Consider the following 26,887-nt stretch of genomic DNA (forward strand, 5'->3'; position numbering starts at 1 on the left):
CAGGCGCCGCGCTTACGGATCGATTATGACGATTTACGCACGCGGAGATACCATTCGCAGAGCAGACGTACCTGCTTGCGGGTATAGCCTTTCTCCATCATACGGTCGACAAAATCATCATGTTTTTTCTGCTCATCGGTAGACGTTTTGGTGTTAAACGAGATAACCGGCAGCAGCTCCTCAGTATTGGAGAACATTTTTTTCTCAATGACCGTGCGCAGTTTCTCATAGCTGGTCCAGTTTGGATTGCGACCACTATTTTGCGCCCGGGCGCGAAGTACAAAGTTAACGATCTCATTACGGAAATCTTTTGGATTACTGATACCGGCCGGCTTTTCGATTTTTTCCAGCTCCGCATTAAGCGACTCACGGTCAAACAGTTGCCCGGTATCCGGATCGCGATACTCCTGATCCTGAATCCAGAAGTCAGCATAAGTGACATAGCGGTCAAAGATATTCTGGCCATATTCAGAATAGGACTCCAGATAGGCCGTCTGAATCTCTTTGCCGATGAACTCAGCATATTTCGGGATTAAATATCCTTTCAGATGCTCCAGATACTTTTCAGCCTGATCCTGCGGAAACTGCTCGCGTTCAATCTGCTGCTCCAGTACGTAAAAGAGATGAACCGGGTTAGCGGCAACTTCAGTGTGATCGAAGTTGAACACGCGCGACAGAATCTTGAAGGCAAAACGGGTTGAAAGGCCATTCATCCCTTCGTCAACGCCTGCGTAATCGTGATACTCCTGCCAGGATTTCGCCTTGGGATCGGTATCTTTCAGGCTTTCACCATCATAAACCCGCATTTTAGAGTAGATGCTGGAGTTTTCCGGCTCTTTCATTCGCGACAGGATAGTGAAGCGTGCCAGCGTTTCAAGTGTGCCAGGGGCGCAGGGCGCGGTGGTGAGATCGCTGTGGTTAAGCAGTTTCTCGTAAATTTTAATCTCTTCTGATACGCGCAGGCAGTAAGGCACCTTGACGATATAGACACGGTCGAGGAAGGCTTCATTATTCTTGTTGTTACGGAAGGTAACCCACTCCGATTCGTTGGAGTGCGCCAGAATAATGCCGTTGAAGGGCAGCGCAGAAATGCCTTCGGTGCCGTTGTAATTGCCTTCCTGCGTAGCGGTCAGCAGTGGATGCAGCACCTTGATCGGCGCTTTGAACATCTCCACAAATTCCATGATGCCCTGGTTTGCACGGCAGAGTGCGCCAGAATACCCATAGGCGTCAGGATCGTTTTGCGCATGATTTTCCAGCTTGCGAATATCGACTTTACCGACCAGCGCAGAGATATCCTGGTTATTTTCATCACCAGGTTCAGTTTTAGCGATAGCCAGCTGCTCCAGAATAGATGGCCACACTTTTACCACTTTAAACCGGGTAATATCGCCGCCAAATTCATGCAGACGTTTTGCTGCCCACGGCGACATGATGGTGCCGAGGTAGCGCCGCGGTACGCCATACTCTTTCTCCAGAATATTGGCATCTTCCTGCGGGTTAAAGAGACAGAGCGGATGATCGTTAACCGGACTGCGTTCACCATCGGCGCTCAGTACATAGATAGGCACGCGCTGCATCAGCGCTTTTAAACGTTCGGCAAGAGAAGATTTACCGCCACCTACCGGGCCAAGTAAATAGAGGATCTGCTTTTTCTCCTCCAGGCCCTGCGCCGCATGTTTCAGGTAGGAGACGATCTGTTCAATCGCTTCCTCCATACCGTAAAACTCTTCAAACGCCGGATAACGGCCAATGACACGATTCGAGAAAATACGGGAAAGGCGTGGCTCCTGAGCGGTATCAACCATAACGGGCTCACCAATAGCCGTTAACAGTCGTTCTGCCGCATTGGCGTATGCACTGCGATCCTGCTTACAGATAGTAAGAAATTCCTGCAGTGTGAACTCTTCGTCCTTGGCAGCTTCATAACGCTGACGATAGTGATCGAATATATTCATAGCGATGCCCGTCCTGTTAGAATTGTTGGGAACAATAAGCGTAACCTTACAAACAGTGGTGCCAACCTCTCATTTTTAAGGATATAAATCTCTCTGCTTCTCTATTGTTATGAGCGTGTATCGGATAAAGATCAAGTAGTAAGTGGCGCAGGATTAAACGATTAGCGCTCAAAAAACGCGCAAATTTCCGCAGATTGTTTTAACCCAAACTTGTTTTGCAAAATATTTGCCTGTGAGGACGGGACACGACCTGTAAAGATGCCAACATCTCTGTCCGGCATACGGTGCGTAAATTTCTGCAAGATGTGAAGAGTGGCAGAATTAGTCAGCCAGGCGGATATGGCGTCAGGTTAAGCGGTGGCATACATTAAGCCGGCGTGACAAAACAGTAAGCCTGAGGGTGACGCACGCGTGCCGGAATGCAGGATAGCCGCTCTCTGCCTGATGGCTTGCAACTGCATGTTCGATCGAATTATTTCTGCCATTCATCCACTAAATTCTGACCGGGCAGCGGCGACAATGAGGCTGCGTTGTTTACCCGCATCAGTCTGCCTGGCCCGCTACTGCACCGCTGTGTCGCTTTCACTTCCTGATTAACCCGGTTAACAGCAGATTGTCCCCGTTGCAAAATATTCGCTAGACTGCAAAAGCAATGAGTGACTTAACAGGCAAACTACATAGTGAACACATTTAAACTTTCTGCATTTATGCTGCTTTCTCCTGCGCTGGTGAGCGCATTTGCAGCCCACGCTGATCCGCTGTCGCTGGGCGCCTCTGTTATCTATGCTCAATCACCTTATCGTGGCGGACAGGATCGTTATCTGCCCGTACCGGTGATTAACTATGAGGGTGAAAACTTCTGGTTTCGCAGTCTGCAGGGCGGCTATTACCTGTGGAAAGATCCGCAGAATCAGCTGTCACTGACGCTGCTCGGTTCGCCGCAGCAGTATGACCCGGATGATAACGATCTTGGCGACATGAAATCCCTGGACAAGCGTCGTATGACCCTGATGGCGGGCGGCACCTACCGCCATGTCGCGCAGTGGGGGATCCTCCGCACGGCGTTACTGGGTGATGTGCTGAATAACAGTAATGGCATCATCTGGGATCTCACCTATCTGTACCGCTTTGAATTCGGCGCATTCAGCCTGACACCCGGTATTGGCGCCCTGTGGAACAGTGCAAATCAAAACCGTTACTACTATGGCGTTTCTTCGCATGAGAGTGCCCGCAGCGGTATTGCACAATACCGGCCGGATGACAGCTGGTCGCCTTATGTGGAGCTGAATGCCAGCTACCAGCTTAGTCAGAACTGGAACGCCAGCTTTTCCGGGCGCTACACGCGCTTTGATGATGAAATCAAAGATAGCCCGATGGTGGATAAAAATGGCCAGGTCACGCTCTGGACCGGCCTCAGTTACAGTTTCTGATGCACTTTCGCAACGCCTGATATCAGGCGTTGTTTTTTTATAGCTCTACAGCGCAGGAGGGATGATGAAAAACGTCTGGATCAACGATGCTTCACTGCCCGCTATCGGGCAGGGCACCTGGTATATGGGGGAAAACCCCTCGCTGCGTGCTCAGGAGATCGCGGCGCTGCAGGCGGGGCTTGCGGCCGGTTTGCAGGTGATAGATACGGCAGAAATGTACGCCGACGGGGAAGCTGAGAGAGTGGTGGGTGAGGCGCTGCAGGGGCGGCGGGACAGCGCCTGGCTGGTGTCAAAAGCCTATCCGTGGAACGCCGGTGAAGCTGATATCACCGGGGCGTGTGAACGCAGCCTGCAGCGACTTAACACCGATTATCTCGATCTTTATCTGCTGCACTGGCGCGGTAATATCCCGCTGGAAGAGACTATTCGCGGTATGGAGAAGCTGGTGGCGCAGGGAAAAATACGCAGCTGGGGCGTCTCAAATTTTGACAGCGACGATATGGAAGAGCTGTGGGAAGAGCAGGGCGGCTTCTCCTGCGCGACTAACCAGGTGCTGTATCATCTCGCATCCCGCGGGATTGAGCATGAGCTGCTGCCGCTCTGCCAGCAGCGCGCGATGCCGGTGATGGCCTATTGTCCGCTGGCCCAGGCGGGGCGGCTGCGGCAGGCGCTGTTTGATAACGCCCAGCTGCTGGAACTCGCCCGGCATAAGCAGATTAGCGTGGCCCAGCTGCTGCTCAGCTGGGCGATCCGGCATGACGGCGTCATGGCGATCCCTAAAGCGGGAAGCGTTGCACACGTCCAGGAAAACGCTGCGGCGCTGAACGTTACGCTCAGCGCCGACGATCTCGCGTTACTCGATCAGCTGTTTCCTGCTCCGCAGCAGCGCGTACCGCTGGATGTGGTTTAAGCGGGTTTAACGCCGCGCACGCGCAGGGTTGTCCCCAGGCGGGAAGGGGTTTCGCCCGCGCTTTTCAGTGGCTTATTTATGCGCGCCGTTTCCACACAGACCATGGTTTTATAACCGTCATTTGGCATGTCCGCCATGCTGCAGGAGAGTTCCGGACCCGGATTCCAGGTGACAACGTCACTTTGGTAATGGTGATAAACCTCAATCTGCCGGCTGCTGCCGCTATCTTTGATTACGCTGCATTCGTCAGGTGCGGTATAAATGCGATCGATTCGCCCCGGATAGCGCTGCACGCCATCGCTGTTTTCGCCCGGTGAGTTATCTGCCACTTTATCGATAAAGGTATGTCCCAGACCGCTTACGGCTGTGCCGGCAATGTCGGTCACGCTGAAATAAGCATGCAGTGCAGCTGTCGCTTCAAAATCTCCCCAGGCTTCGAGTTCGATCTCGCACTGCTCTGCCAGCCGGAAACGTGCCAGCAGCGTAAAATCATGAGGCCAGAGCTTTTTCGTCTGGCTGTTACTTTCCAGCGTAAATGTCAGCATAACGGCGTCTTCATTTTCATCATGTGCCGTCAGCGTCCATGGCTGGGTGCGGGCAAACCCATGCGCCGGTTCGCCGGCAGGACCAAACCACGGCCAGCAAATCGGCACGCCGCCACGAATCGCTTTACCTGTCCTGAATGCACTTTTATCACTCAGCCAGATAACAGGTTGCTGACCGCTGGGCTGCCAGGCGAGCAGATGTGCGCCCTGAAGCGCGATGGCCGCACGAACTTTTGGATGACTGATAACCACTACCGGCAGATCGTCCTGCTGACGCAAAGACAAATAAGGGGTTATTTGCTCAGTCACAGGCAATGTAAAAAGCGTATTTGGCATCGTTCAGCCTCTGTTTGTCTGGTCGAAAAAAAAGGGCGACCGAAGTCACCCTTATCTGTATAGCCTGGTTACTTATTTAGCAGCAACCAGCGCAATCAGGTCGAGAACCTTGTTGGAATAACCGGTTTCGTTATCGTACCAGGAAACCAGTTTTACAAAGTTATCATTCAGCGCAATACCAGCTTTGGCATCAAACACTGAGGTCAGCACTTCGCCGTTGAAGTCTGTAGAAACCACGTCATCTTCAACATAGCCCAGTACATCTTTCATTTCGCCTTCTGAAGCTGCTTTGATAGCTTCACAGATTTCTTTGTAAGTTGCTGCTTTTTCCAGACGAACGGTCAGGTCAACCACAGAGACGTTAGGCGTAGGTACACGGAAAGCCATACCGGTTAGTTTGCCGTTCAGCTCTGGCAGTACTTTGCCCACTGCTTTTGCTGCGCCGGTAGACGATGGGATGATGTTCTGTGCTGCACCGCGGCCGCCGCGCCAGTCTTTGTGTGACGGGCCATCAACAGTTTTCTGGGTAGCAGTGGTAGCGTGCACGGTGGTCATCAGGCCTTCAACGATACCGAATTTGTCGTTGATGACTTTTGCCAGTGGTGCCAGGCAGTTGGTGGTGCAGGATGCGTTAGACACGATATCCTGACCCGCATACTTATCAAAGTTTGCACCGCGTACGAACATCGGGGTGTCATCTTTAGATGGGCCGGTCAGAACCACTTTCTTCGCGCCAGCAGAGATATGTTTACGCGCGGTTTCGTCAGTCAGGAAGATCCCGGTTGCTTCAGCAACAACGTCAACGCCTGCTTCGTCCCACTTCAGGTTAGCCGGGTCTTTCTCAGCGGTAACACGGATTTTCTTACCGTTAACAATCAGCGCGCCATCCTGTACTTCTACGGTGCCGTCGAAACGACCATGCGTAGAATCGTATTTCAGCATGTAAGCCATGTAATCGGCGTCGAGCAGGTCGTTGATCGCAACGATTTCGATGTCTGAACGCTGCTGAGCAGCACGGAAAACGATGCGACCGATACGGCCAAAACCGTTGATACCTACTTTGATAGTCATATATTCCACCAGCTATTTGTTAGTGAATAAAAGGTTGACTGTAAAATTACAAAAACCTTACCAGGCGTCAAGCGGAATCGTGTCAATTGTTGCGACAGGTCAATTCCAATGCCAGGAATAATCTGTAATGCAACCGCTTGCGCACCTGTTTTACAGCGCGTCTATCTTACGCTGATTAGCGTGTGAAAAGGGAAGTTTGTCACAAAGAGTGATCGTCATCACAAAACCACGCTGCAGCAGCCAGAGCAGAAAAGTTCGCACAAAAAAAACGGCGGGCAATGTTGTCCGTTTGTTAGAATAGTAGCTGATTTCTACAGAAAGATACTCTGGAAGCAAAAATGGCAAAAGATACCGCATCTGAAGCAAAAATCGGCCAGCTGTCGGAAATGCAGCGTTACGTCACGCAGCATCGGGGTACGGAGCCACCCTTTACCGGCGCGCTGTTACACAACAAACAGGATGGCATTTATCACTGTCTGGTCTGTCAGGCGCCGCTGTTTCTGTCAGAGAGCAAATATGATTCGGGCTGTGGCTGGCCAAGTTTCTACCAGCCGGTCAACAATGAGGCGATACGTTACCTGGAAGATAACTCGCACGGCATGCATCGGGTTGAGATCCGCTGCGGCAGCTGTGACGCGCATCTGGGTCATGTGTTTCCGGATGGGCCGCAGCCCAGCGGTGAGCGTTACTGCGTTAATTCCGCTTCGCTGAGCTTTACTGACGAGCAGGGCAAACAGCAGGAGGGATAGGATGAATCAGGAACTGAATGCGATGCTGGATGCAATGACGCCTGAGATTTATGAACGACTGGCAACCGCAGTTGAGACGGGTAAATGGCCGGATGGCGTTGCGTTAACGCAGGAGCAACGCGAGCACTGTTTACAGCTGGTCATGCTGTGGCAGGCGCGTCATAACGAGTCGCCGCAGCATATGAGCATTGCCAAAGGTGGCGATATCGTGACGAAGTCTAAAAAGCAATTGAAAGAAGAGTTCGGCATTGAGCCGGATGTCACGCGCATCAATCTGCACTAAGAAAACAGGCTGGTATTCCAGCCTGTTTTTCAGATTATTTCCGCACCCTGCGCCTGCATTTGCGTTAGCGCTATCTCACTGTCTTCCGGACTGAGATTCACGCCACGGCAGCCCTCTTTAACGACCTGAACGTGATAACCGAGCTCCAGCGCATCCAGCACGCTATATTTCACGCAGTAGTCGGTTGCAATTCCCAGCATAACCAGATGCGTGATGTCGCGTTCGCGCAGCCAGTTATCCAGCTCAGTTTTGCGCCGGTGTCCGTTATCAAAAAAGGCGCTGTAGCTGTCCACGTCGACATCGCCGCCTTTATGAAATACGGCGTCAATCAGTGAGCGATCAAGATCGGGATGGAAATCGGCACCCGGACTGTTTTCAATACCGTGGTCCGGCCACCAGATCTGCGCCAGCCCGTTGAGCTCACCCAGCGTATAGACAGGCTCGCCGGATACTGAGGCAAAGCTGCCGTGATTGGCCGGGTGCCAGTCCTGCAGGGCCACGACACATTCGCCGCGCTGGCGAAACTCACGTGCATAGCGGTTTGCCACCGCTACGGTCTCATCACCTTCGCGCACGGCCATCGGCCCGCCGGGGCAAAAGTCATTCTGGATATCGATAATTATCAATGCCCGCTTCATATCATTTTGCTCCGTTCAATCCTCAGTCAGTTCGCCACGTAAGTTCTGCTGCATTCTGGCACGAATTTCCTCAGGGCTAAGATCCTGACTTAATAAATAGTGCAGTTTTGTTAACGTGGCCTCAACGGTAAGATCAAAACCGCTGATCACGCCGGCATGCTCCAGCGCATTACCGGTGGCATAGCCGCCCATATTCACTTTGCCGGACATGCACTGCGTCAGATTAACCACAATGATACCGCGCTGGCTCGCCTGCTGAAGCTCATGCAGGAACTCAGCGTTTTGCGGCGCATTGCCCACTCCGTAAGAGCGCAAAATCAGCGCTTTAACCGGCTGGCGCAGGAAGTTGCGTACTACATCTGCAGAAATACCCGGATAAATGGTTACCACACCAATAGGCTGCGGTGTGATAGGATGAACCACCAGCTGGCCTGTCTGCTGTGGCGCGGGAGGCGTATTCAGACGACGGATATGAATACCCGCTTCCAGCAGCGGCGGGAGATTAGGTGAGGCGAAAGCGTTAAAACCGTCGGCGTGCGCTTTTGTGGTACGGTTGCCGCGGAACAGCGTGTTATTGAAAAACAGTGCCACTTCATTAATCGGATAGTTAGCCGCGACATAAAGGGAATTCAGCAGATTTTGCTGGCCATCAGAGCGCAGTTCCGCCAGCGGGATCTGCGAGCCGGTAACGATGACCGGTTTCGCCAGATTTTCCAGCATAAAAGAGAGGGCTGATGCGGTGAAAGCCATGGTATCGGTTCCATGCAGAATAACAAAACCGTCATAAGTGTCATAATTCTGGCGGATATCATCTGCAATCGCCTGCCAGTCCTGCGGCGTCATATCGGAAGAGTCGATAAGTGGCGCATATTCGTGAATTGTAAAATCCGGCATCTCCGGCCGGTGAAACTCAGGCATGTTGGCCAGCTGCTGCTGAAGATGGCCTGATACCGGTACATAGCCCTGCGCGGAGCGCTGCATCCCGATAGTACCGCCCGTGTAGGCTACATAGATATTTTTCTTTTGCATGAGTGTACTCAGACTTGCCGTAAAACGCGCAGTATAAGGGGATTGGCAGGGAAAAGCAGCCCGACCAGCGGCCGGGCTGTAAAATTAGCGAACGCTGCCGCAATTCAGACAAAAGGCGTAACGATTTTGCGGATCGTTGAGCTTACCGAGCAGGCCGGGCTGCGCCTGCATGGCACTTACAACCTCCTGCACTGGCGCGGGCAGCCAGATTTTCAGCGCGTCAGGCAGTACTGCCTGCGCCGAAGCGTTCATCTGGTTGAGCAACAGATCGAGCATACCTGGCTCATCCTGATACCAGTTGAGCGATGGCTGCGTTACTTTGGCCAGAGAGGCCGCTTTGGCGACGGCGTCGTCAAAATCACCCAGCGCATCAACCAGACCATTATTTTTGGCGTCACTGCCGGTCCAGACATGGCCCTGTGCGATAGCATCAATCTGCTCAGGCGTCTTGTGGCGGGAAGCGGCGACCAGTCCGATAAAATTGCGATAGCCATTCTCAATCGTCAGCTGCATCAGCTGTTGTACCTCTGCAGGCAGCGTTTTGGTCGCGGCCACATCGGCAAGCGGCGAGGTGGCTACGCCGTCCGTGTGCACGCCAATAGCATCCAGACTGTTTTCTACCGTATTGATGACACCAAAGATGCCGATAGAGCCGGTCAGAGTAGAGGGCGCGGCGATGATGTAATCTGCCGGCGTTGAAATCCAGTAACCGCCTGATGCGGCCATGCCACCCATAGAAACCACTACCGGCTTACCGGCTTCATGCGCGGCGGCGAGCTCTTCACGAATGGCTTCCGATGCGGTGACGCTGCCGCCCGGGCTGTTTACCCGCAGGACGATAGCTTTAACTGCAGGATCCAGGCGCGCTTCGCGGATCTGGGCGGCTGTGGTATCACCGCCAACGTTGCCCGCGCTCTCTTCACCGTCCATGATTGCGCCGCTGGCGAGGATCACCGCAATGTTGCCTTTCTGCTGCGCCGGCTGTTTCAGACGGTAGTCATAAATGCTGACATAGCGGTAGTCGTTATTTGCTTTGTCCCAGCCAAATGTTTTAGCCAGCGCCTGGTCGGCGGCTGCGCGTGAACTCAGTGCATCCACCAGTTTGTTATTCAGCGCATATTTAGCCGTGTCGCCCTGGACGGCCTCCAGTCCACTGATAACGCCTGCCGCGCCGGGAAAGAGCTGCTCTGGCGTAATCTGGCGGTTGGCCGACACCGTATTCAGATAGTTTTGCCACAGCTGAGTGATCCAGCGGCTATCCGCATCACGCGCATCCGGGGACATGTTGTCACGCAGGAAAGGTTCAACGGCTGACTTGTAAGTCCCTACGCGAAAAACGTGCGATGACACCTTCAATTTTTCCAGCAGGGTTTTGTAATAGAGTCCGTTGGTCGCAAACCCGTGCAGATCAACCGTGCCCTGCGGCGAAAGCCAGATCTTATTGGCGAAGCTGGCCAGGTAATATTGCGCCTGACTGTAGCTGTCACCCAGCGCATAGACCGGTTTCCCGCTATCACGAAACTCCCGCAGCGCTTTGCCGACATACTGCAGGGAAGGCTGATCGCCACCGGCAAAATCGCGCAGATCCAGAACGATACCGGTAATATTGCTGTCAGTTTTCGCCTGGCGAATGGCGTCAACCACATCAAACAGGGAGTTTTCCTGCAGGCGATCGCTGTTTGCGCCCAGCAGCTGGCGGCTGATCCGGCTCAGACGGTTACTCACCGAAGGTTTATCCACCAGCATACCGCTGAGATCGACTTTTAACGCGCCCTGCTGGACCGGTTCACTGTTGCCTGCGCTCGACAGCTGCAGCCAGATGCCGACACCGGCCAGAATCAGCACAATGAGAAACAGATTAAGGATAAATTCCCGGATAAAATTCAGAACCCGCCAGCTCCAGCGGAACAGACCGGCAATAATTCGCCACAATGTGCGCATAAACTCTCCATATTCACGTAGCCAGGGCCGGCAGCAGGTGCGCGTACCCCGATATCGGCATCATCCTAAAGAGCAGCGGCTGAAAAGTCAGCAGGAATTCGCACCAGACTGTTACAAAAGATCGCGCTGTGCCAGGATTAGCACATCATAAGAAGGCACAGGAGAACCCTTATGGATGCACTGGAGTTATTGACCAATCGCCGCTCAGCTTCACGGCTGACTGAACCCGCTCCGGCAGGAGAGGTGTTGCAGAATATTCTGCATGCCGGTATGCGGGCACCCGATCACGGTACGCTGCGCCCGTGGCGTTTCGTCATTGCAGAGAATGAGGGGCGGGATCGGCTAAGCCGCGTACTGGAGCAGGCTGCCCGTGATAGCGCGCTGGAAGAAAAAGCCATTGCGAAAGCGGCGGCAGCGCCGTTTCGTGCCCCGATGGTGATAACCGTGATTGCCGACTACAAACCCTCTGAAAAAGTGCCACAGTGGGAGCAGGTTGTCTCTGCTGGCTGTGCCGTCATGGCGATGCAGATGGCCGCGCTGGCGCAAGGGTATAACGGCATCTGGCGCAGTGGCCCATGGACCGATCACCCTCACGTGCGGGCAGCTTTTAACTGCAAGGAAAAAGATGCGATTGTGGGGTTTCTCTATCTCGGCACGCCGCAGCTTAAAGCCAGCACCACGGTGGTCGCACCGGATACTGCAGAATTTGTCTCCTGGTTTTGATTCTTCCGCCTGCAATTTAGCAGAATTGCAGGCGTCATGCGCAAAAACGCCGCATCCGTGCAGAGAAAGCTTACCTGCAGCAAGCCGCCAGGCTACCATCGCGTCATCATTTCCGTTAAAGCTGAAAGAAAGGATTTGCGCCTTCCATGCGTTTATTTATTGCTGAAAAACCGAGTCTGGCGCGCGCCATCGCAGAGGTGCTGCCAAAGCCGCATCGCCGCGGAGAGGGCTATATCGCCTGCGGCAACGATCAGGTTGTGACATGGTGCGTCGGGCATTTACTGGAGCAGGCGCAGCCTGACAGCTACGACAGCCGCTATGCCCGCTGGAATCTGGCCGATCTGCCTATTATTCCTGAAAAGTGGCGTCTGCAGCCGCGTCCCTCGGTAGCAAAACAGCTAAAGGCTATAGAAGGATTACTGCAGCAGGCCAGCGAAATTGTGCACGCCGGCGATCCGGATCGTGAAGGTCAGCTGCTGGTGGATGAGGTGCTGGATTATCTGCAGCTGCCGGCCGGGAAGCGCCAGCGGGTACAGCGCTGCCTGATCAACGATCTTAATCCGGCGGCCGTTGAACGTGCAGTCAGCCGGCTACGGGAAAACCGCGAATTTATCCCGCTCTGCGTCTCAGCGCTGGCGCGTTCACGTGCTGACTGGCTGTATGGCATCAACATGACGCGCGCCTGGACCCTGCTTGGACGCAATGCCGGCTATGATGGCGTCTTATCGGTAGGGCGTGTGCAGACGCCGGTGCTCGGGCTGGTAGTCAGACGGGATGAAGAAATTGAGCACTTTGTACCCAAAGACTATTTTGAAGTGAAAGCGCATATCGTTACGCCGAAGGAGGAGCGCTTTGTTGCCAGCTGGGTGCCGAGCGACGCCTGCGAACCCTGGCAGGATGAAGAGGGGCGTGTCCTGCACCGGCCGCTGGCAGAGCACGTGCTGGCACGTATCCAGGGGCAGCCCGCACAGGTTACCGGCTATAACGACAGGCGTGAATCGGAAACCGCACCGCTGCCGTTTTCGCTCTCCAGCCTCCAGATTGAGGCAGCAAAACGTTACGGGCTCAGCGCACAGAGCGTGCTGGACTGCTGCCAGCGCCTCTATGAGACGCATAAGCTTATTACCTATCCGCGTTCGGATAGCCGCTATTTACCCGATGAGCACTATGCCGGTCGTCATGCCGTACTGAAAGCGATCGCTGTCCACCAGCCCGATCTGACGCCGCCTGCTGACTTCAATGCGGAACAGAAAAACCGCTGCTGGGACGATAAAAAGGTTGATGCACACCATGCCATCATTCCTACCGCGCGTGCCGGCAAAGTCACACTGAGCGATAACGAAGCCCGAATCTATGCGCTGATTGCCCGGCAGTATCTGATGCAGTTCTGCCCGGATGCGCAATTCCGCAAATGCGTTATCGATCTGGAAATCGGGGGTGGCAAATTTGTGGCAAAAGCACGTTTCCTGGCGGAAGCGGGATGGAGGGCGCTGCTCGGGAACAAGGAGCGCGATGAGGAAAATGACGGCACGCCGCTGCCGGTAGTCAGTAAAGGCGATACGCTGCTGTGCGAGCGCGGTGAGCTACTGGAAAAGCAGACCCAGCCGCCACGGCCGTTCACTGATGCCACGCTCTTATCCGCCATGACCGGCATTGCGCGCTTTGTGCAGGATAAAGAATTAAAGAAAGTGCTGCGCGCGACCGATGGTTTAGGGACGGAGGCCACGCGGGCCGGCATTATCGAGCTGCTTTTTCGCCGGACTTTCCTGGTGAAAAAAGGTCGCTATATCCACTCAACAGAGGCGGGCAGAGCCCTGATCCACGCGCTGCCCGAAATGGCGGCGCGTCCGGATATGACGGCGCAGTGGGAGTCAACCCTGACGCGTATCAGCGAAAAAAGCTGCCGCTATGATGAGTTTATGCAGCCGCTGGTATCCACGCTGACCACACTGATTGGAGAGGCGCGGCAACGGCCTTCTTTGCAGGCATTTAAAGGGCTGGCCGCCGCCTCGCCGGCGCGCAGTAAAGCAAAAAAACAGCGGCGAAAACCAAAGGAGACGCAATGAGCAGGTATACAACGGTAACGGCGCTGGCGCTGCTGGTTTGCAGCAGTGCAGCGCTGGCAAACCGGATGCCGGAGCCGGCACGTACGGGTAATACTGATGTGGTGGTGGATATGCCGGCAGAGGTCTGGACGCAGGGCCAGAATCGTCAGCAGAACAGCTGCCTTCAGTGCTGCATTTATGAAAATCGCAGCTATTCAGAAGGCGCAGTGGTCAAGGCCGAAGGGGTACTGCTGCAGTGCTCACGAGATGAAAAGGTACTGGGCACCAATCCGCTGCTCTGGAAAATCATTAAATAGGTAAGCGTGGCGCCCGGGCGCCACGCTCAGCGTTTACAGTTCGAACGTTGCCCAGACGGGCGCATGGTCAGACGGCTTCTCCATGCCGCGGATGGCATAATCGATACCGGCATCGACGCAGCGTGCAGCCAGCGGCTGGCTGGCCAGCAGCAGATCGATGCGCAGCCCGCGGTTATCATCAAATCCGCGCGAGCGGTAGTCAAACCAGGAAAACCGATCGTGGGTTGTCGGATTTCTGGCGCGCCAGGTATCCACCAGTCCCCACTGCAGCAGCCGATCCATCCACTCACGTTCTTCCGGCAGAAACGAGCATTTTCCGGTACGCAACCAGCGTTTGCGGCTCTCTTCACCGATCCCGATATCCAGGTCGGTGGCGCTGATATTCATGTCACCCATGATCAGCACCGGCTTGTCAGCGGCGGTGTGCTGCACCAGATAGTTCTGCAGATCGCGGTAAAACTTCTCTTTGGCCGGGAATTTAAGCGGATGGTCACGGCTTTCGCCCTGCGGAAAATAGCCGTTGATAACCGTGATGTTACCTGACGGACCCGGCACCTCGGCCATAATCAGCCGCCGCTGGGCGTCATCGTCATCGCCCGGAAAACCGCGCATGACCCGTACCGGCGCGGTTTTGGTCAGTAGCGCTACGCCGTAGTGCCCTTTTTGTCCATGATAGTTGACGTGATAGCCGAGCTGGCTGACCGCTTCAAGCGGGAACATCTCATCGTGAACCTTGGTTTCCTGCAGGCCGATTACGTCAGGCTGATGCTGTTCCACCAGCGCGGCCAGCTGATGAGGGCGTGCACGCAACCCGTTGATGTTAAATGAAACAAATTTCATATCGCTGCCATTTTAATAACCTGTATGCGGCGCGATGGTAACGATTTTCAGGCAAAAAGTCATGCCCGAACGAAAGCTGGCAGTGGAGTAACAGAAAAGGGCAGGGTAAGGCTGTCAGGGGAAGAGCGTACAGAACAGAGGATGGTGGCGGGAGAAGGATTCGAACCTTCGAAGTCGATGACGGCAGATTTACAGTCTGCTCCCTTTGACCGCTCGGGAATCCCGCCTGGGATATAAAGCTCAGATTCAGGCACTGCAGAGTGATTCAGATGGTGGCGGGAGAAGGATTCGAACCTTCGAAGTCGATGACGGCAGATTTACAGTCTGCTCCCTTTGGCCGCTCGGGAATCCCGCCACTTGCCTGAATCTTTGTGCCTGAAGGCGGGGCGCATCATATCAAATGCGTTCCGCCTGTAAAGCACTGGATGTAAAAATAAAACCTGTTTGCCCGTTTTTTATGCGCAGCGCTGAAGAGTTAGACAATTCAGCGCGCTGGCATGCAAACGTCGCGCTTAAAGAATGATCGTGCGGTTTCCATAAACAAACACGCGCTGGCCGAGCACTTTATAGAGCGCGCGACTCAGCACATTTTTTTCCACATCGCGTCCGGCGCGCATCATCTCTTCTGCGGTATAGCTGTGATCCACGTTGATGACATCCTGCATGATGATCGGGCCTTCATCCAGGTTGTCATTCACATAGTGCGCCGTTGCGCCAATAATTTTAACGCCGCGTTCATACGCCTGATGATACGGACGTGCGCCGATAAAAGCGGGCAGGAACGAGTGATGAATATTGATGATCTGGTTAGGGTAGCGCTGGACAAAGGCGGGCGTCAGCACGCGCATATATTTTGCCAGCACGACGTAATCAGGCTGATAGCGATCGATCTCTTCCGCCATGCGGTTGTCGTGCTCTTCGCGCGTCTTGCCTTCGTGGCTGACCAGCACAAAAGGAATATCAAAGCGTTCTACCAGCGAGCGCAGCGTATCGTGATTTCCGATCACCGCCGCAATCTCCATATCCAGACCGCCAAACGCGCTTTTCATCAGCAGGTCACCCAGGCAGTGCGCCTCTTTTGTGACCAGAATAACAACGCGGCGGCGACCGGCAGTGTGCAGCTCACGTACGGACCCGGCAGGCAGGGCGCTATCCAGATCGGCCAGCAGCGTATTGTCGTTAAAAATGCCTTCCAGCTCGGTACGCATGAAAAAGCGGCCGGTACGGTGATCAACAAACTCATTGTTTTGCACAATGTTGAGTTCATGCTTGTAGCAAATGTTGGTGATCTTGGCGATCAGACCTTTGGCATCAGGGCAAATGGTCCGTAAAACTTTTCGTTGCAGTGTTTGCGCTTGCATCTCAATCAAGGTCCTGTCAAAGCGATAAGGGTATTACCATTGCGGCGGAGCGGGTATCAGCCACAACATTTTTTGTATTTTTTGCCAGAGCCGCAGGGGCAGCGATCGTTACGCCCGATTGCCGGCACTGTTCCATCGACATAGTACCAGCGACCCTCCTCCCGAAGAAAGCGTGAACGCTCGCTGATCGCTGACTCGTGCGCTTTTTCGCGGTAGCGCGCAAAAAAGGTCACAAAGGCTTCGTTCTCATGGATGCCATGATTACAACAGGTTACATTTAGTCCGAGCCAGGTGGTACCGGCAAAACTTTCAGATAAACGCGCCGTCAGATCGGCACTGCGCTGGCTGGCGTGCCAGGTATCTGTCAGATAAACTGCATTACCTGTGGCGTAGGCGGTATAGCGGGAGCGCATCAGCTGTTCAGCACTGAGTGGAATGGCATCGCCGTTTAAAAAGGGCTGACAACATAAGCTATACTGCTTTCCGCTGCAGCAGGGGCACTTTTCGGACACATCATCTCCTGAGAGTGGTTAACGTTATCATAAGCGTGCGCTATGGTAGCCGACTGCGTGGCATGATGCTACGTACCAGCAGCATCAGAGGTAAGATGAGAAAGGTCAAAATTGGACTGGCTCTGGGATCGGGCGCAGCAAAAGGCTGGGCGCATATTGGCGTCATCAATGCACTGGAGCACGCCGGTATTGAAATTGATGTAGTAGCCGGCTGTTCGGTAGGTGCGCTGGTGGGAGCGGCCTACACCAATGGTCACCTGGCAAAAATGGAAAAGTGGGTCAGCGCGTTTCGCTACTGGGACGTGATCCGCCTGATGGATCTTTCCTGGCAGCGCGGAGGATTGTTACGCGGCGATCGCGTTTTCAGCCACATTCGTCAGCTTATTCCACATGACCAGATTGAAGGCGGTTTGAAACCTTTTGGCGTGGTTGCCACAAACCTGAGCACCGGACGTGAACTCTGGCTGACTGAAGGCGATCTGCATCAGGCCGTGCGCGCTTCCTGTAGTATGCCAGGCTTATTACCACCCGTTGGCTACAATGGATACTGGCTGGTAGATGGTGCTGTGGTGAATCCGGTACCCATCTCTCTGACCCGGGCGCTCGGCGCAGACATTGTTATTGCAGTCGATCTTCAGCATGATGCGCATCTGATGCAGCAGGATCTGCTGTCAGTGACGCCGGAAAACGGTGACGATGTGGCAGAGGCGCTTTCGTGGGGCAAAAAATTGCGTCAGCGTCTGATGGGGTTTACACGCCATCGCGCGGCACAGACGCCCGGCGCAATGGAGATCATGTCGACGTCAATTCAGGTGCTGGAAAACCGGCTTAAACGTAACCGCATGGCGGGCGATCCGCCGGATGTGCTGATTCAGCCGTTTTGTCCGCAGATTTCAACGCTGGATTTTCATCGTGCTGAAGAGGCTATGGCTGCCGGTAAGGCGGCCGTAGAGAAAAAAATGGATGAACTATTACCGCTGGTCCGTAGCAGATAGTCAGTTGTTCATTCAGGGGGGTTGTCGCTGATGACAATAATTAAAGGCGCAACTGCATTTTATGAACCACTATTGCAATATCTGGTACGCAGGGGGAGAGAATGGAAAAACCACTACTCGGCAAAAAGATACTCATTGTCGAAGATGAGGTCGTTTTCCGTTCATTGCTGGAAAATGTATTAATCAGCCTGGGGGCAACAGCCCTGGAGGCAGGTGATGGGCTGGAAGGCCTCGACATTCTGTCGGCGCACCACGCCGATCTGGTGATTTGCGATCTGGAAATGCCCCGGATGGGCGGCATTCCTTTTGTTGAGCATCTGCGCAGTCACGGTAATACGGTGCCTGTTCTGGTGATATCAGCCACCCAGAACATGGCGGATATCGCGCATGTTTTGCGGCTTGGCGTGCAGGACGTGTTATTAAAACCGCTGAAAAATATCGAACGCTTCCGTGAAGCCGTTTTTGAGTGTCTTTATCCCTCAATGTTCACCTCCAAAGTGGAGGAGGATGAGCAGCTGTTTCAGGACTGGGATGCGCTGGCACGCGATCCAATCGCCGCGGCAAAATTGCTGAAACAGCTGCAACCGCCGGTTCAGCAAACTATTGCGCACTGCCGCATCAATTACCGACAGTTGACCATGGCGGAACAGCCAGGACTGGTGCTGGATATCGCTGCGCTTTCTGATAAAGATCTCGCTTTTTACTGCCTTGATGTAACCCGGGCAGGCGATAACGGCGTACTGGCTGCTCTGCTGCTGCGGGCTCTGTTTAACGGTTTGCTGCAGGAGCAGCTATCCGGACAGCATCATCGGTTGCCGGAACTCAACGGCCTGCTGCGTCAGGTGAATATGCTGCTGCGTCAGGCAAACCTGACCGGGCAATTTCCGCTTTTAGTGGGGTATTACCATCGCGAATTGCGTAAATTGATTCTGGTATCAGCAGGTCTTAATGCAACGCTGCATCTGGAAAACAACCAGCTGCAGTTAAACAGCGGTGTGCCGCTGGGAACGATGGGGGGCACCCATCTCAATCAAATTTCACAGCATACTGATGCCTGGCAATGCCATGTCTGGGGCGCCGGAGGCAGGCTTCGTCTGATGTTATCGAGCGAAGAATAAGCAGTTAAACAGCGGGTTAAATCAGTTAAGCAACAGCGCCAGACCTATCCTTTACATTTGGGTAAAAGTCTTAAATTCCATGGATTAAGTTTATCCAGGATAATTCCGCCTGATACTAACTGATATACTCATTTCGTTTTTTAAACCGACATATCAAGTATTAACTTGAGCGGCCTATTAAGAGAGGTATTTGATGTCTGCCTATAAGTCAAAAGTAAAAAAAGCGGTAATCCCGGTTGCAGGTTTAGGTACGCGTATGCTGCCAGCGACCAAAGCTATTCCAAAAGAGATGTTACCGCTGGTCGATAAGCCGTTGATCCAGTATGTCGTAAATGAGTGTATTGCCGCGGGCATTAATGAAATTGTGCTGGTTACGCACTCTTCTAAAAACTCAATCGAAAACCACTTTGATACCAGTTTTGAACTGGAAGCCATGCTGGAGAAGCGTGTCAAGCGTCAGCTGCTGGATGAAATCCAGTCTATCTGCCCGCCACACGTTACCATTATGCAGGTGCGTCAGGGTATTGCTAAAGGCCTGGGCCATGCGGTGATGTGTGCACATCCGCTGGTAGGCGATGAGCCGGTAGCGGTCATTCTGCCAGACGTTATCATCGACGAATATGAGTCAAACCCGACCAAAGACAACCTGGCAGAGATGCTGGCGCGTTTTGAAGAAACCGGTCACAGCCAGATCATGGTTGAGCCAGTTGCAGACGTGACGGCATACGGTGTGGTTGACTGCAAAGGTGCCGAGCTGAGCGCGGGCCAGAGTGCACCGATGGTGGGTGTGGTTGAGAAGCCAAAAGCGAATGAAGCGCCTTCTAACCTCGCGGTAGTGGGTCGTTATGTTCTTTCTGCTGACATCTGGCCTCTGCTGGCAAAAACCCCTCCGGGCGCAGGCGGCGAAGTTCAGCTGACCGACTCTATCGCTATGCTGATGGAAAAAGAGACTGTAGAAGCCTATCACCTGACTGGCGTGAGCCATGACTGTGGTAACAAGCTGGGTTACATGCAGGCTTTTGTTGAGTACGGCGTACGTCACCCGGTGCTGGGCAAAGATTTTGCACAGTGGCTGGACAACGCGGTAGGCAATAAAAAGTAATTCATTAAGCACAGGATAATTTAATGAAAGTCACTGTATTTGGTATCGGCTATGTCGGTCTGGTTCAGGCTGCGGTGTTGGCCGAAGTCGGACATGACGTTCTCTGCATTGATGTCGACGCAAACAAAGTCGAAAACCTGAAAAAAGGTGTGATCCCGATTTTCGAACCGGGTCTGACACCGCTGGTGATGTCCAATTATGAATCGGGCCGCCTGAAATTCAGTACTGACGCCAAAGAGGGCGTCAATCACGGTGTGATGCAATTTATTGCTGTTGGTACACCGCCTGACGAAGATGGTTCTGCCGATCTGAAATATGTGACCGCGGTAGCGCGTACCATTGCAGAACACATGAACGATCACAAAGTCGTTATCGATAAATCAACGGTGCCGGTTGGCACGGCCGATCGCGTACGCAGTGTGATGCAGGATACGCTGAAACAGCGTGGTGCCAGCGTTGCTTTTGATGTGGTTTCCAATCCGGAATTCCTCAAAGAGGGTGCGGCAGTTAATGACTGCATGCGACCAGAGCGTATTGTCGTCGGTACTGATAATGATGATGTCGTGGAACTGCTGCGCGAGCTCTATGAGCCGTTCAACCGTAACCACGATCGTATGATCCTGATGGATATCCGCAGTGCAGAGCTGACAAAATATGCGGCAAACTGCATGCTGGCGACCAAAATCAGCTTTATGAACGAGATTTCTAATCTTGCTGAGCTGCTGGGTGCCGACGTGGAGAAAGTCCGTCAGGGTATCGGTTCTGATTCCCGTATCGGCTATCACTTTATCTATCCTGGCTGCGGCTACGGCGGTTCCTGCTTCCCGAAAGATGTGCAGGCGCTGATCCGTACAGCAGAGTCTATTGGCTACCAGCCGCGCCTGCTGCAGGCGGTGGAAGAGGTCAATGACGCGCAGAAAAACAAGCTGCCTGCCTTTATCAAGCGCCATTTTGGTAACGATCTGCGTGGTAAAACGTTTGCACTGTGGGGTCTGGCGTTTAAGCCAAACACCGACGATATGCGTGAAGCCTCCAGCCGTGTGCTGATGGAAGCGTTATGGGAAGCGGGCGCGTCGGTTCAGGCTTACGATCCGGAAGCGATGGAAGAAGCGCAGCGCATTTATGGTCATCGTGACGATCTGAAACTCACCGGGACTAAAGAAGCGGCGCTGCAGGGCGCTGATGGTCTGGTTATCTGTACCGAGTGGCAGAACTTCCGGGCACCTGATTTTGACGTAATTAAAAATGCGCTAAAACAACCCGTGATTTTTGATGGCCGTAACCTGTATGATCCAGAGCGTATCAGCAAACGCGGTTTCGTTTATTATGCAATCGGCCGCGGAGCGTCTATTCAAATTGCGTAATAAATGAGGGATGTATGAATTTTCTGGTTACCGGCGCAGCAGGATTTATCGGTTTTCACGTAAGCCAGCGTTTGCTCGCTGCCGGTCACCAGGTTGTCGGTATCGATAACCTGAATGACTATTATGATGTCAGCCTGAAACAGGCTCGCCTCGATCAGATTTTACCGCATCCCGCATTTACTTTTATTGAAATGGACCTGGCCGATCGCCAGGCCATTTCTTCTCTGTTTGAACAGCACGCGTTTGAGCGTGTTATCCATCTGGCCGCGCAGGCGGGTGTGCGTTACTCTATTGATAACCCGCACGCTTATGCAGATGCTAACCTTATCGGTCATCTGAATATTCTGGAAGGCTGCCGTCATCATAAGATTGGCCACCTTCTGTATGCATCTTCAAGCTCTGTTTACGGGCTGAATCGCAAAATGCCGTTCTCCACCGATGACACCGTTGATCATCCGGTTTCTCTCTATGCGGCCACTAAAAAAGCCAACGAACTGATGTCGCATACTTACTCGCACCTTTATCAGCTGCCGACGACCGGACTGCGTTTCTTTACGGTTTATGGTCCATGGGGCCGGCCCGATATGGCGCTGTTTAAATTCACCCGTGCCATGCTGGCAGGTGAGGCGATCGACGTTTACAACCGCGGTGAGATGACGCGCGACTTTACCTATATAGACGATATCGCAGAGGCCATTGTTCGCCTGCAGGCGGTTGTGCCGCAGCCTGACAGCGCATGGAGCGTAGAGCAAGGTTCACCCGCCAGCAGCTCTGCGCCTTATCGGGTATATAATATTGGCAACAGTCAGCCCACGCGCCTGATGACCTATATTGAGTCGCTTGAAAAAGCGCTGGGCATTGAGGCGCAGAAAAACATGCTGCCAATGCAGCCTGGCGATGTTCTGGGCACCAGCGCAGATACGCAGCCTCTCTATGACGCTATTAATTTCCGGCCTCAGACCAGCGTGGAGCAGGGCGTCCAGCAGTTTGTCGACTGGTATCGCGATTTTTATCAGAAATAAGCCCGTAAAAAAGGAAGCCGCGGGCTTCCTTTTTTTTTACCTGGCGAAACGGATACTGCAGTAAAAGTGCAGGCAGTAAAAACGAAGCACACCGGATTTACAGCAGGAAATCGTCCAGCTGTTTACCCTCTTCAATCGCTTTTTTAATGACAGCAGGCGTGCGTCCCTGACCGGTCCATGTGCGGTTTTCACCATTTTCATCCACATAGCTGTACTTAGCGGGACGAGCAGCACGACGTGCTTTGGTTACCGTTTTATTTTCTGATAACGCGTTCAGCAGTTCATTAGGATCGATACCGTCAGCCAGCAACATTTCACGATACTGTTCCAGTTTGCGGCTGCGTTCCGCATTCTCAGCCTGAGCATGACTCTCTTCTTCACGACGCTCATTAACCACTACGTCAAGTTTTTCCAGCATCTCTTCCAGTGTTTCCAGAGAGCATTCGCGAGCCTGAGCACGCAATGTACGGATATTATTAAGGATTTTAAGTGCTTCGCTCATTGTTCTTATCTCAGAATATAAAAAAGGAGTGGTTAAGCCGTTCCATAATAGTGTCGGGAATATATAACTGCAATAGAGAAGCCTGAGTGATGACATTTATTTATTGTTTGGTTATTTCAGCAGAGTTAATTATTCAGGCTGAGCTGCATAAATTATCCACGATATGTCACGCTGCGTGATAGCTATTCCATTTAACTGAATTAATTTAACCGCTATTAGTGTTTTAAGCGCAGCGCGCCGGCATTGATTTTCAGCAGGCAGCAGCCTGGCTTTCTGCTGCGGTAAACCCTGCACGTTGTGAGGTGCTCTGCGACAATACATTTGTGTTAAACTGCTGCACCCTGAATTTAGTATCCCTGGAGAGACTGGTAAGTGGCTCAACTCTATTTCTATTACTCGGCGATGAATGCGGGAAAATCTACCGCACTGCTGCAATCTTCTTATAACTATCAGGAGCGCGGCATGCGTACCCTGGTCTATACCGCAGAGATAGACGATAGATTTGGTGCCGGCGTGGTCAGCTCACGAATCGGGCTCTCTTCGCCCGCCTGTCTGTATAATGACAAAACAGAACTGGCGGAGGCGATAGCAGAAGAACATGCGCGCCAGCCCGTACACTGCGTGCTGGTGGATGAAAGCCAGTTCCTGACGCGTGAGCAGGTTTATGCGCTCTCTGATGTCGCAGACAATCTTGATATTCCGGTTCTCTGCTACGGCCTGCGCACTGACTTCCGCGGTGAGCTGTTCACCGGCAGCCAGTACCTTCTTGCCTGGGCCGATAAACTGGTGGAGCTTAAAACAATTTGCCACTGCGGCCGTAAAGCCAGTATGGTGCTGCGCCTTGACGGGGAGGGCAGACCGTTTAGCGAAGGGGAGCAGGTCGTAATTGGTGGTAACGAGCGTTATATATCTGTATGCCGGAAACATTACAAGCAGGCGATTAATCTGGGCACGCGCGACGCCATATATGGTGCTAATCCGCCGCCGCTTTAATTGGTCAGCCATAAAAAAACCCGCCGCAGCGGGTTTTTTATTTTCAGCAGGTTACGCTTTCTTTACTTTTTTTTCCCGCGCGGCAGGCTGGAGTTCACAGATTTCTGCAGAAGGCACGTCCGTTTCTGAATAATCACGTCCGTAGAACGTATCCAGCATAATCTGTTTTAGCTCAGCAATTAATGGATAGCGTGGGTTGGCACCGGTGCACTGATCGTCAAAAGCATCTTCAGCCAGCTTATCAACCTTCGCCAGAAAGTCTGCTTCCTGCACACCCGCTTCGCGAATAGAGGCAGGAATACCGAGTTGCACTTTCATTTCATCCAGCCATGCCAGCAGTTTTTCAATTTTTTGCGCCGTACGGTCACCGGGCTGAGTCAGGCCGAGGTGGTCAGCTATCTCCCCATAGCGGCGCCGCGCCTGCGGCCTGTCATACTGACTAAAGGCTGTCTGTTTCGTCGGGTTATCATTGGCGTTATAGCGAATGACGTTACCAATAAGCAGGGCGTTTGCCAGCCCGTGCGGGATATGGAACTCTGAGCCAAGCTTATGGGCCATAGAGTGACATACCCCAAGGAAAGCGTTGGCAAAAGCGATGCCGGCGATAGTGGCTGCGTTATGAACCCGTTCACGTGCGACCGGGTTTTTAGCACCATCGCGATAGCTGGCGGGCAGGTTCTCTTTGAGCAGTTTCAGTGCCTGCAGCGCCTGTCCATCGGAATACTCATTGGCAAGCACTGAGACATAGGCCTCCAGCGCATGCGTCACTGCATCAAGGCCGCCAAAGGCGCAGAGCGAGCGCGGCATATCCATCACCAGGTTGGCATCCACAATGGCCATATCCGGCGTTAATGCGTAATCTGCCAGCGGATATTTTTGCCCGGTGGCGTCATCGGTGACAACGGCAAAAGGTGTAACTTCTGAACCCGTGCCTGACGTTGTGGTAATGGCGACCATGCGGGCTTTCACGCCCATTTTCGGGAAGGTATAAATACGCTTGCGGATATCCATGAAACGCAGCGCCAGCTCTTCAAAATGTGTTTCCGGATGCTCATACATCACCCACATGATTTTTGCCGCATCCATCGGCGAGCCGCCGCCCAGCGCAATAATCACGTCGGGCCGGAAACTGTGCATCTGCTCGGCGCCCTTGCGGACAATGCTCAGGGTCGGGTCAGCTTCCACCTCAAAGAATATTTCAGTTTCGATACCCTGTGACTTCAGCACCCGTGTAACCTGATCGGCATAGCCGTTATTAAACAAAAAGCGATCGGTAACGATAAACGCACGTTTAGCACCCTCAGCCGCCACCTCTTCCAGCGCAATCGGAAGGGAGCCGCGGCGAAAGTAGATAGACTTCGGTAACTTATGCCACAACATATTTTCTGCTCGCTTAGCCACAGTTTTTTTATTGATCAGATGTTTGGGGCCGACGTTTTCAGAGATAGAGTTGCCTCCCCAGGAGCCGCAGCCCAGCGTCAGAGAAGGCGCCAGTTTAAAGTTATACAGGTCGCCGATGCCGCCCTGCGAGGCCGGGGTGTTGATCAGAATGCGGGCGGTCTTCATCTTGTCGCCAAAATAGTGGATCCGCCCGGACTCATTATCCTGATCGGTGTAGAGGCAGGAGGTATGGCCAATGCCGCCCATAGCGACCAGTTTCTCAGCTTTTTCTACCGCATCCGTAAAATCTTTTGCACGATACATCGCCAGCGTTGGCGAGAGTTTTTCATGCGCAAAAGGTTCCGATTCATCAACGGCTGAAACCTCACCGATTAAAATTTTGGTACTCTGCGGGACGCTGATGCCGGCAAGCGCAGCAATGTTGCAGGCGGGCTGTCCCACAATTGCCGCGTTCAGCGCGCCATTTTTCAGCAGGATGCTCTGTACTGCACTCAGTTCATGACCCTGCAGCAGATAGCCGCCGTGGCTGGCAAAGCGTTCACGGACCGCGTCATAGACCGCATCAACAATAATGACCGACTGTTCAGAGGCACAAATAACGCCGTTATCAAACGTTTTCGACATCAAAATTGAGGCGACCGCCCGTTTAATATCGGCCGTTTCGTCAATGACCACCGGCGTATTGCCAGCGCCAACGCCAATAGCCGGTTTACCCGAGCTGTAAGCCGCTTTAACCATCCCCGGGCCGCCTGTCGCCAGAATCAGGTTAATATCCGGATGATGCATCAGCTGGTTAGAAAGCTCGACCGAAGGCGCGTCGATCCAGCCGATAATATCCCGGGGGGCACCTGCCGCGACAGCCGCCTGCAGCACAATATCGGCGGCTTTATTGGTGGCATCTTTTGCGCGCGGATGCGGAGAAAAGATAATGCCGTTACGGGTTTTCAGACTGATAAGCGCCTTGAAAATAGCGGTGGAGGTTGGGTTGGTAGTAGGGACAATACCGCAGATAAGGCCAATGGGTTCGGCAATGGTAATGGTGCCAAAGGTGTCATCGCTTGCCAGCACGCCACAGGTTTTCTCATCTTTGTAAGCGTTGTAGATATATTCTGAAGCAAAATGATTTTTGATCACTTTATCTTCAACGATACCCATGCCCGATTCCGCTACCGCCATTTTGGCTAGCGGAATGCGGGCATCTGCCGCCGCCAGCGCCGCGGCGCGAAAGATTGCATCAACCTGTTCCTGATTAAAACTGGCAAATTCACGCTGCGCGCGTTTTACGCGTTCAACCAGTGCATTGAGTTCGGCAACATTGGTTACGGCCATAATACTCTCCTGAGGAAGTTAAACTTTTTTAGTAAACAGGCCAGCGCAGAGAAAGAAATCAGCTAAGGTTTGACTGTGGCTGGCCTGGCTGTTTAGTAAAAAGGTCTGACGTGAATAATTTACTGCCCCCAGCGTAGCGCTGCAGGCAGGGCATAATCATGATGCAGATCAAGGGATGCTGCAGGGGAATAGCGGCCAGCTAGATCGTTTACCACTAAAGGTAGCGTTTTTTAGACGCTGCTGTTCTGCAGGCCTAATCAGACACAGACAGATTTTTATGCCATAGCTGTAGCGGACATATAGCAGATATTTCTGCCATTACGGCTGTTTTTCAGCAGACATATGCACTACATTAAGCGCGTTTTTTTGACTT

The 26,887-nt window shown here is 53.1% G+C and carries 24 protein-coding genes and 2 tRNA genes; 13 read left to right on the forward strand and 13 right to left on the reverse strand.

Translation table 11 applies throughout. The features are described 5' to 3' along the window. Window positions 1-23 precede the first annotated feature (23 nt). Window positions 24-1,958: a protein kinase YeaG gene (gene yeaG, locus SB719_RS02765; protein ID WP_065649162.1), complete on the reverse strand. Its 1,935-nt coding sequence runs from the start codon at window positions 1,956-1,958 to the stop codon at window positions 24-26. Window positions 1,959-2,638: 680 nt separating this feature from the next. Between yeaG and SB719_RS02770 the strand changes: the two genes are divergently transcribed. Together SB719_RS02770 and SB719_RS02775 are read left to right on the forward strand one after the other, a co-directional pair. Beyond that, on the forward strand, window positions 2,639-3,388 hold the full coding sequence (locus tag SB719_RS02770) for a MipA/OmpV family protein (protein ID WP_065649163.1): 750 nt from the start codon (window positions 2,639-2,641) through the stop codon (window positions 3,386-3,388). A 64-nt stretch (window positions 3,389-3,452) separates the two neighbouring features. Further along, window positions 3,453-4,298: an aldo/keto reductase gene (locus SB719_RS02775; RefSeq protein WP_293006040.1), complete on the forward strand. Its 846-nt coding sequence runs from the start codon at window positions 3,453-3,455 to the stop codon at window positions 4,296-4,298. On the opposite strand, the gene SB719_RS02780 is transcribed toward SB719_RS02775, so the two are convergent. Together SB719_RS02780 and gapA are read right to left on the reverse strand one after the other, a co-directional pair. Continuing rightward, window positions 4,295-5,179 (reverse strand): D-hexose-6-phosphate mutarotase, encoded by an 885-nt coding sequence (locus SB719_RS02780; protein WP_304232886.1) that lies wholly within the window; start codon window positions 5,177-5,179, stop codon window positions 4,295-4,297. The genes SB719_RS02775 and SB719_RS02780 overlap by 4 nt on opposite strands. A gap of 72 nt (window positions 5,180-5,251) precedes the next feature. Then, on the reverse strand, window positions 5,252-6,250 hold the full coding sequence (gene gapA, locus SB719_RS02785) for a glyceraldehyde-3-phosphate dehydrogenase (RefSeq protein WP_065649166.1): 999 nt from the start codon (window positions 6,248-6,250) through the stop codon (window positions 5,252-5,254). A gap of 338 nt (window positions 6,251-6,588) precedes the next feature. Here gapA and msrB point away from each other — a divergent pair, with 338 nt between their 5' ends. Both msrB and SB719_RS02795 read left to right on the forward strand, forming a co-directional pair. Beyond that, window positions 6,589-6,999 carry a peptide-methionine (R)-S-oxide reductase MsrB gene (gene msrB / locus SB719_RS02790; protein ID WP_304232889.1) on the forward strand — a complete coding sequence of 137 codons (411 nt, stop codon included), beginning with the start codon at window positions 6,589-6,591 and terminating at the stop codon, window positions 6,997-6,999. Window position 7,000: 1 nt separating this feature from the next. Next, window positions 7,001-7,282 carry a YeaC family protein gene (locus tag SB719_RS02795; protein ID WP_065649168.1) on the forward strand — a complete coding sequence of 94 codons (282 nt, stop codon included), beginning with the start codon at window positions 7,001-7,003 and terminating at the stop codon, window positions 7,280-7,282. A 29-nt stretch (window positions 7,283-7,311) separates the two neighbouring features. Here the strand turns inward: SB719_RS02795 and pncA are convergent, their stop codons facing one another. The 3 genes from pncA to sppA form a co-directional block, all read right to left on the reverse strand. Continuing rightward, complete coding sequence (gene pncA, locus SB719_RS02800; RefSeq protein ID WP_065649169.1) at window positions 7,312-7,920, reverse strand: bifunctional nicotinamidase/pyrazinamidase; 609 nt, start codon at window positions 7,918-7,920, stop codon at window positions 7,312-7,314. A gap of 15 nt (window positions 7,921-7,935) precedes the next feature. Continuing rightward, the gene (gene ansA, locus SB719_RS02805; protein WP_412158867.1) at window positions 7,936-8,949 is read right to left on the reverse strand and encodes an asparaginase; all 1,014 of its coding nucleotides are present in this window, start codon (window positions 8,947-8,949) and stop codon (window positions 7,936-7,938) included. Window positions 8,950-9,033: 84 nt separating this feature from the next. Beyond that, complete coding sequence (gene sppA / locus SB719_RS02810) at window positions 9,034-10,890, reverse strand: signal peptide peptidase SppA (RefSeq protein ID WP_065649171.1); 1,857 nt, start codon at window positions 10,888-10,890, stop codon at window positions 9,034-9,036. Between the two features lie 171 nt (window positions 10,891-11,061). On the opposite strand from sppA, the gene SB719_RS02815 reads away from it, so the two are divergent. From SB719_RS02815 to SB719_RS02825, 3 genes are all read left to right on the forward strand, one after another. Further along, window positions 11,062-11,613 carry an NAD(P)H nitroreductase gene (locus SB719_RS02815; RefSeq protein ID WP_065649172.1) on the forward strand — a complete coding sequence of 184 codons (552 nt, stop codon included), beginning with the start codon at window positions 11,062-11,064 and terminating at the stop codon, window positions 11,611-11,613. A gap of 146 nt (window positions 11,614-11,759) precedes the next feature. Further along, window positions 11,760-13,679 carry a DNA topoisomerase III gene (locus tag SB719_RS02820; protein WP_304232894.1) on the forward strand — a complete coding sequence of 640 codons (1,920 nt, stop codon included), beginning with the start codon at window positions 11,760-11,762 and terminating at the stop codon, window positions 13,677-13,679. Beyond that, the gene (locus tag SB719_RS02825; protein WP_065649174.1) at window positions 13,676-13,975 is read left to right on the forward strand and encodes a YnjH family protein; all 300 of its coding nucleotides are present in this window, start codon (window positions 13,676-13,678) and stop codon (window positions 13,973-13,975) included. Before SB719_RS02820 ends, SB719_RS02825 begins: the two co-directional genes overlap by 4 nt. Window positions 13,976-14,008: 33 nt before the next feature. On the opposite strand, the gene xthA is transcribed toward SB719_RS02825, so the two are convergent. The 5 genes from xthA to SB719_RS02850 form a co-directional block, all read right to left on the reverse strand. Beyond that, entirely contained in the window at window positions 14,009-14,815 is an 807-nt protein-coding gene (xthA, locus tag SB719_RS02830) for an exodeoxyribonuclease III (RefSeq protein ID WP_065649175.1), read from the reverse strand. A 142-nt stretch (window positions 14,816-14,957) separates the two neighbouring features. Next, a tRNA-Tyr gene (locus tag SB719_RS02835) sits at window positions 14,958-15,042 on the reverse strand. Window positions 15,043-15,085: 43 nt separating this feature from the next. Next, a tRNA-Tyr gene (locus SB719_RS02840) sits at window positions 15,086-15,170 on the reverse strand. 157 nt (window positions 15,171-15,327) lie between these two features. Then, the gene (purU, locus tag SB719_RS02845; RefSeq protein WP_065649176.1) at window positions 15,328-16,176 is read right to left on the reverse strand and encodes a formyltetrahydrofolate deformylase; all 849 of its coding nucleotides are present in this window, start codon (window positions 16,174-16,176) and stop codon (window positions 15,328-15,330) included. A 56-nt stretch (window positions 16,177-16,232) separates the two neighbouring features. Continuing rightward, window positions 16,233-16,688 (reverse strand): YchJ family protein, encoded by a 456-nt coding sequence (locus tag SB719_RS02850; protein ID WP_065649177.1) that lies wholly within the window; start codon window positions 16,686-16,688, stop codon window positions 16,233-16,235. A 95-nt stretch (window positions 16,689-16,783) separates the two neighbouring features. Here SB719_RS02850 and rssA point away from each other — a divergent pair, with 95 nt between their 5' ends. The 5 genes from rssA (at window position 16,784) to SB719_RS02875 (ending at window position 22,289) form a co-directional block, all read left to right on the forward strand. After that, complete coding sequence (gene rssA / locus SB719_RS02855) at window positions 16,784-17,683, forward strand: patatin-like phospholipase RssA (RefSeq protein WP_065649178.1); 900 nt, start codon at window positions 16,784-16,786, stop codon at window positions 17,681-17,683. Window positions 17,684-17,784: 101 nt separating this feature from the next. Beyond that, window positions 17,785-18,801 (forward strand): two-component system response regulator RssB, encoded by a 1,017-nt coding sequence (gene rssB / locus SB719_RS02860; RefSeq protein ID WP_065649179.1) that lies wholly within the window; start codon window positions 17,785-17,787, stop codon window positions 18,799-18,801. A 193-nt stretch (window positions 18,802-18,994) separates the two neighbouring features. After that, the gene (gene galU, locus SB719_RS02865; protein ID WP_039384664.1) at window positions 18,995-19,903 is read left to right on the forward strand and encodes a UTP--glucose-1-phosphate uridylyltransferase GalU; all 909 of its coding nucleotides are present in this window, start codon (window positions 18,995-18,997) and stop codon (window positions 19,901-19,903) included. 23 nt (window positions 19,904-19,926) lie between these two features. Beyond that, window positions 19,927-21,267, forward strand: a complete 1,341-nt coding sequence (locus SB719_RS02870) for a UDP-glucose dehydrogenase family protein (RefSeq protein WP_065649180.1) — start codon at window positions 19,927-19,929, stop codon at window positions 21,265-21,267. A 14-nt stretch (window positions 21,268-21,281) separates the two neighbouring features. Next, on the forward strand, window positions 21,282-22,289 hold the full coding sequence (locus tag SB719_RS02875; RefSeq protein WP_304232901.1) for an NAD-dependent epimerase: 1,008 nt from the start codon (window positions 21,282-21,284) through the stop codon (window positions 22,287-22,289). Window positions 22,290-22,386: 97 nt separating this feature from the next. Here SB719_RS02875 and hns read toward each other — a convergent pair whose 3' ends face one another. Continuing rightward, window positions 22,387-22,791, reverse strand: a complete 405-nt coding sequence (gene hns, locus SB719_RS02880) for a histone-like nucleoid-structuring protein H-NS (protein ID WP_065649182.1) — start codon at window positions 22,789-22,791, stop codon at window positions 22,387-22,389. Window positions 22,792-23,163: 372 nt separating this feature from the next. Between hns and tdk the strand changes: the two genes are divergently transcribed. After that, window positions 23,164-23,784, forward strand: coding sequence for a thymidine kinase (gene tdk, locus SB719_RS02885; RefSeq protein WP_065649183.1), 621 nt, complete (start codon window positions 23,164-23,166; stop codon window positions 23,782-23,784). A 51-nt stretch (window positions 23,785-23,835) separates the two neighbouring features. On the opposite strand, the gene adhE is transcribed toward tdk, so the two are convergent. Further along, window positions 23,836-26,514, reverse strand: coding sequence for a bifunctional acetaldehyde-CoA/alcohol dehydrogenase (gene adhE / locus SB719_RS02890; RefSeq protein ID WP_065649184.1), 2,679 nt, complete (start codon window positions 26,512-26,514; stop codon window positions 23,836-23,838). Between the last annotated feature and the right edge of the window lie 373 nt (window positions 26,515-26,887).

Source organism: Pantoea sp. SIMBA_079 (genome assembly GCF_046940275.1).
Classification (GTDB): Bacteria; Pseudomonadota; Gammaproteobacteria; order Enterobacterales; family Enterobacteriaceae; genus Pantoea; species Pantoea borealis.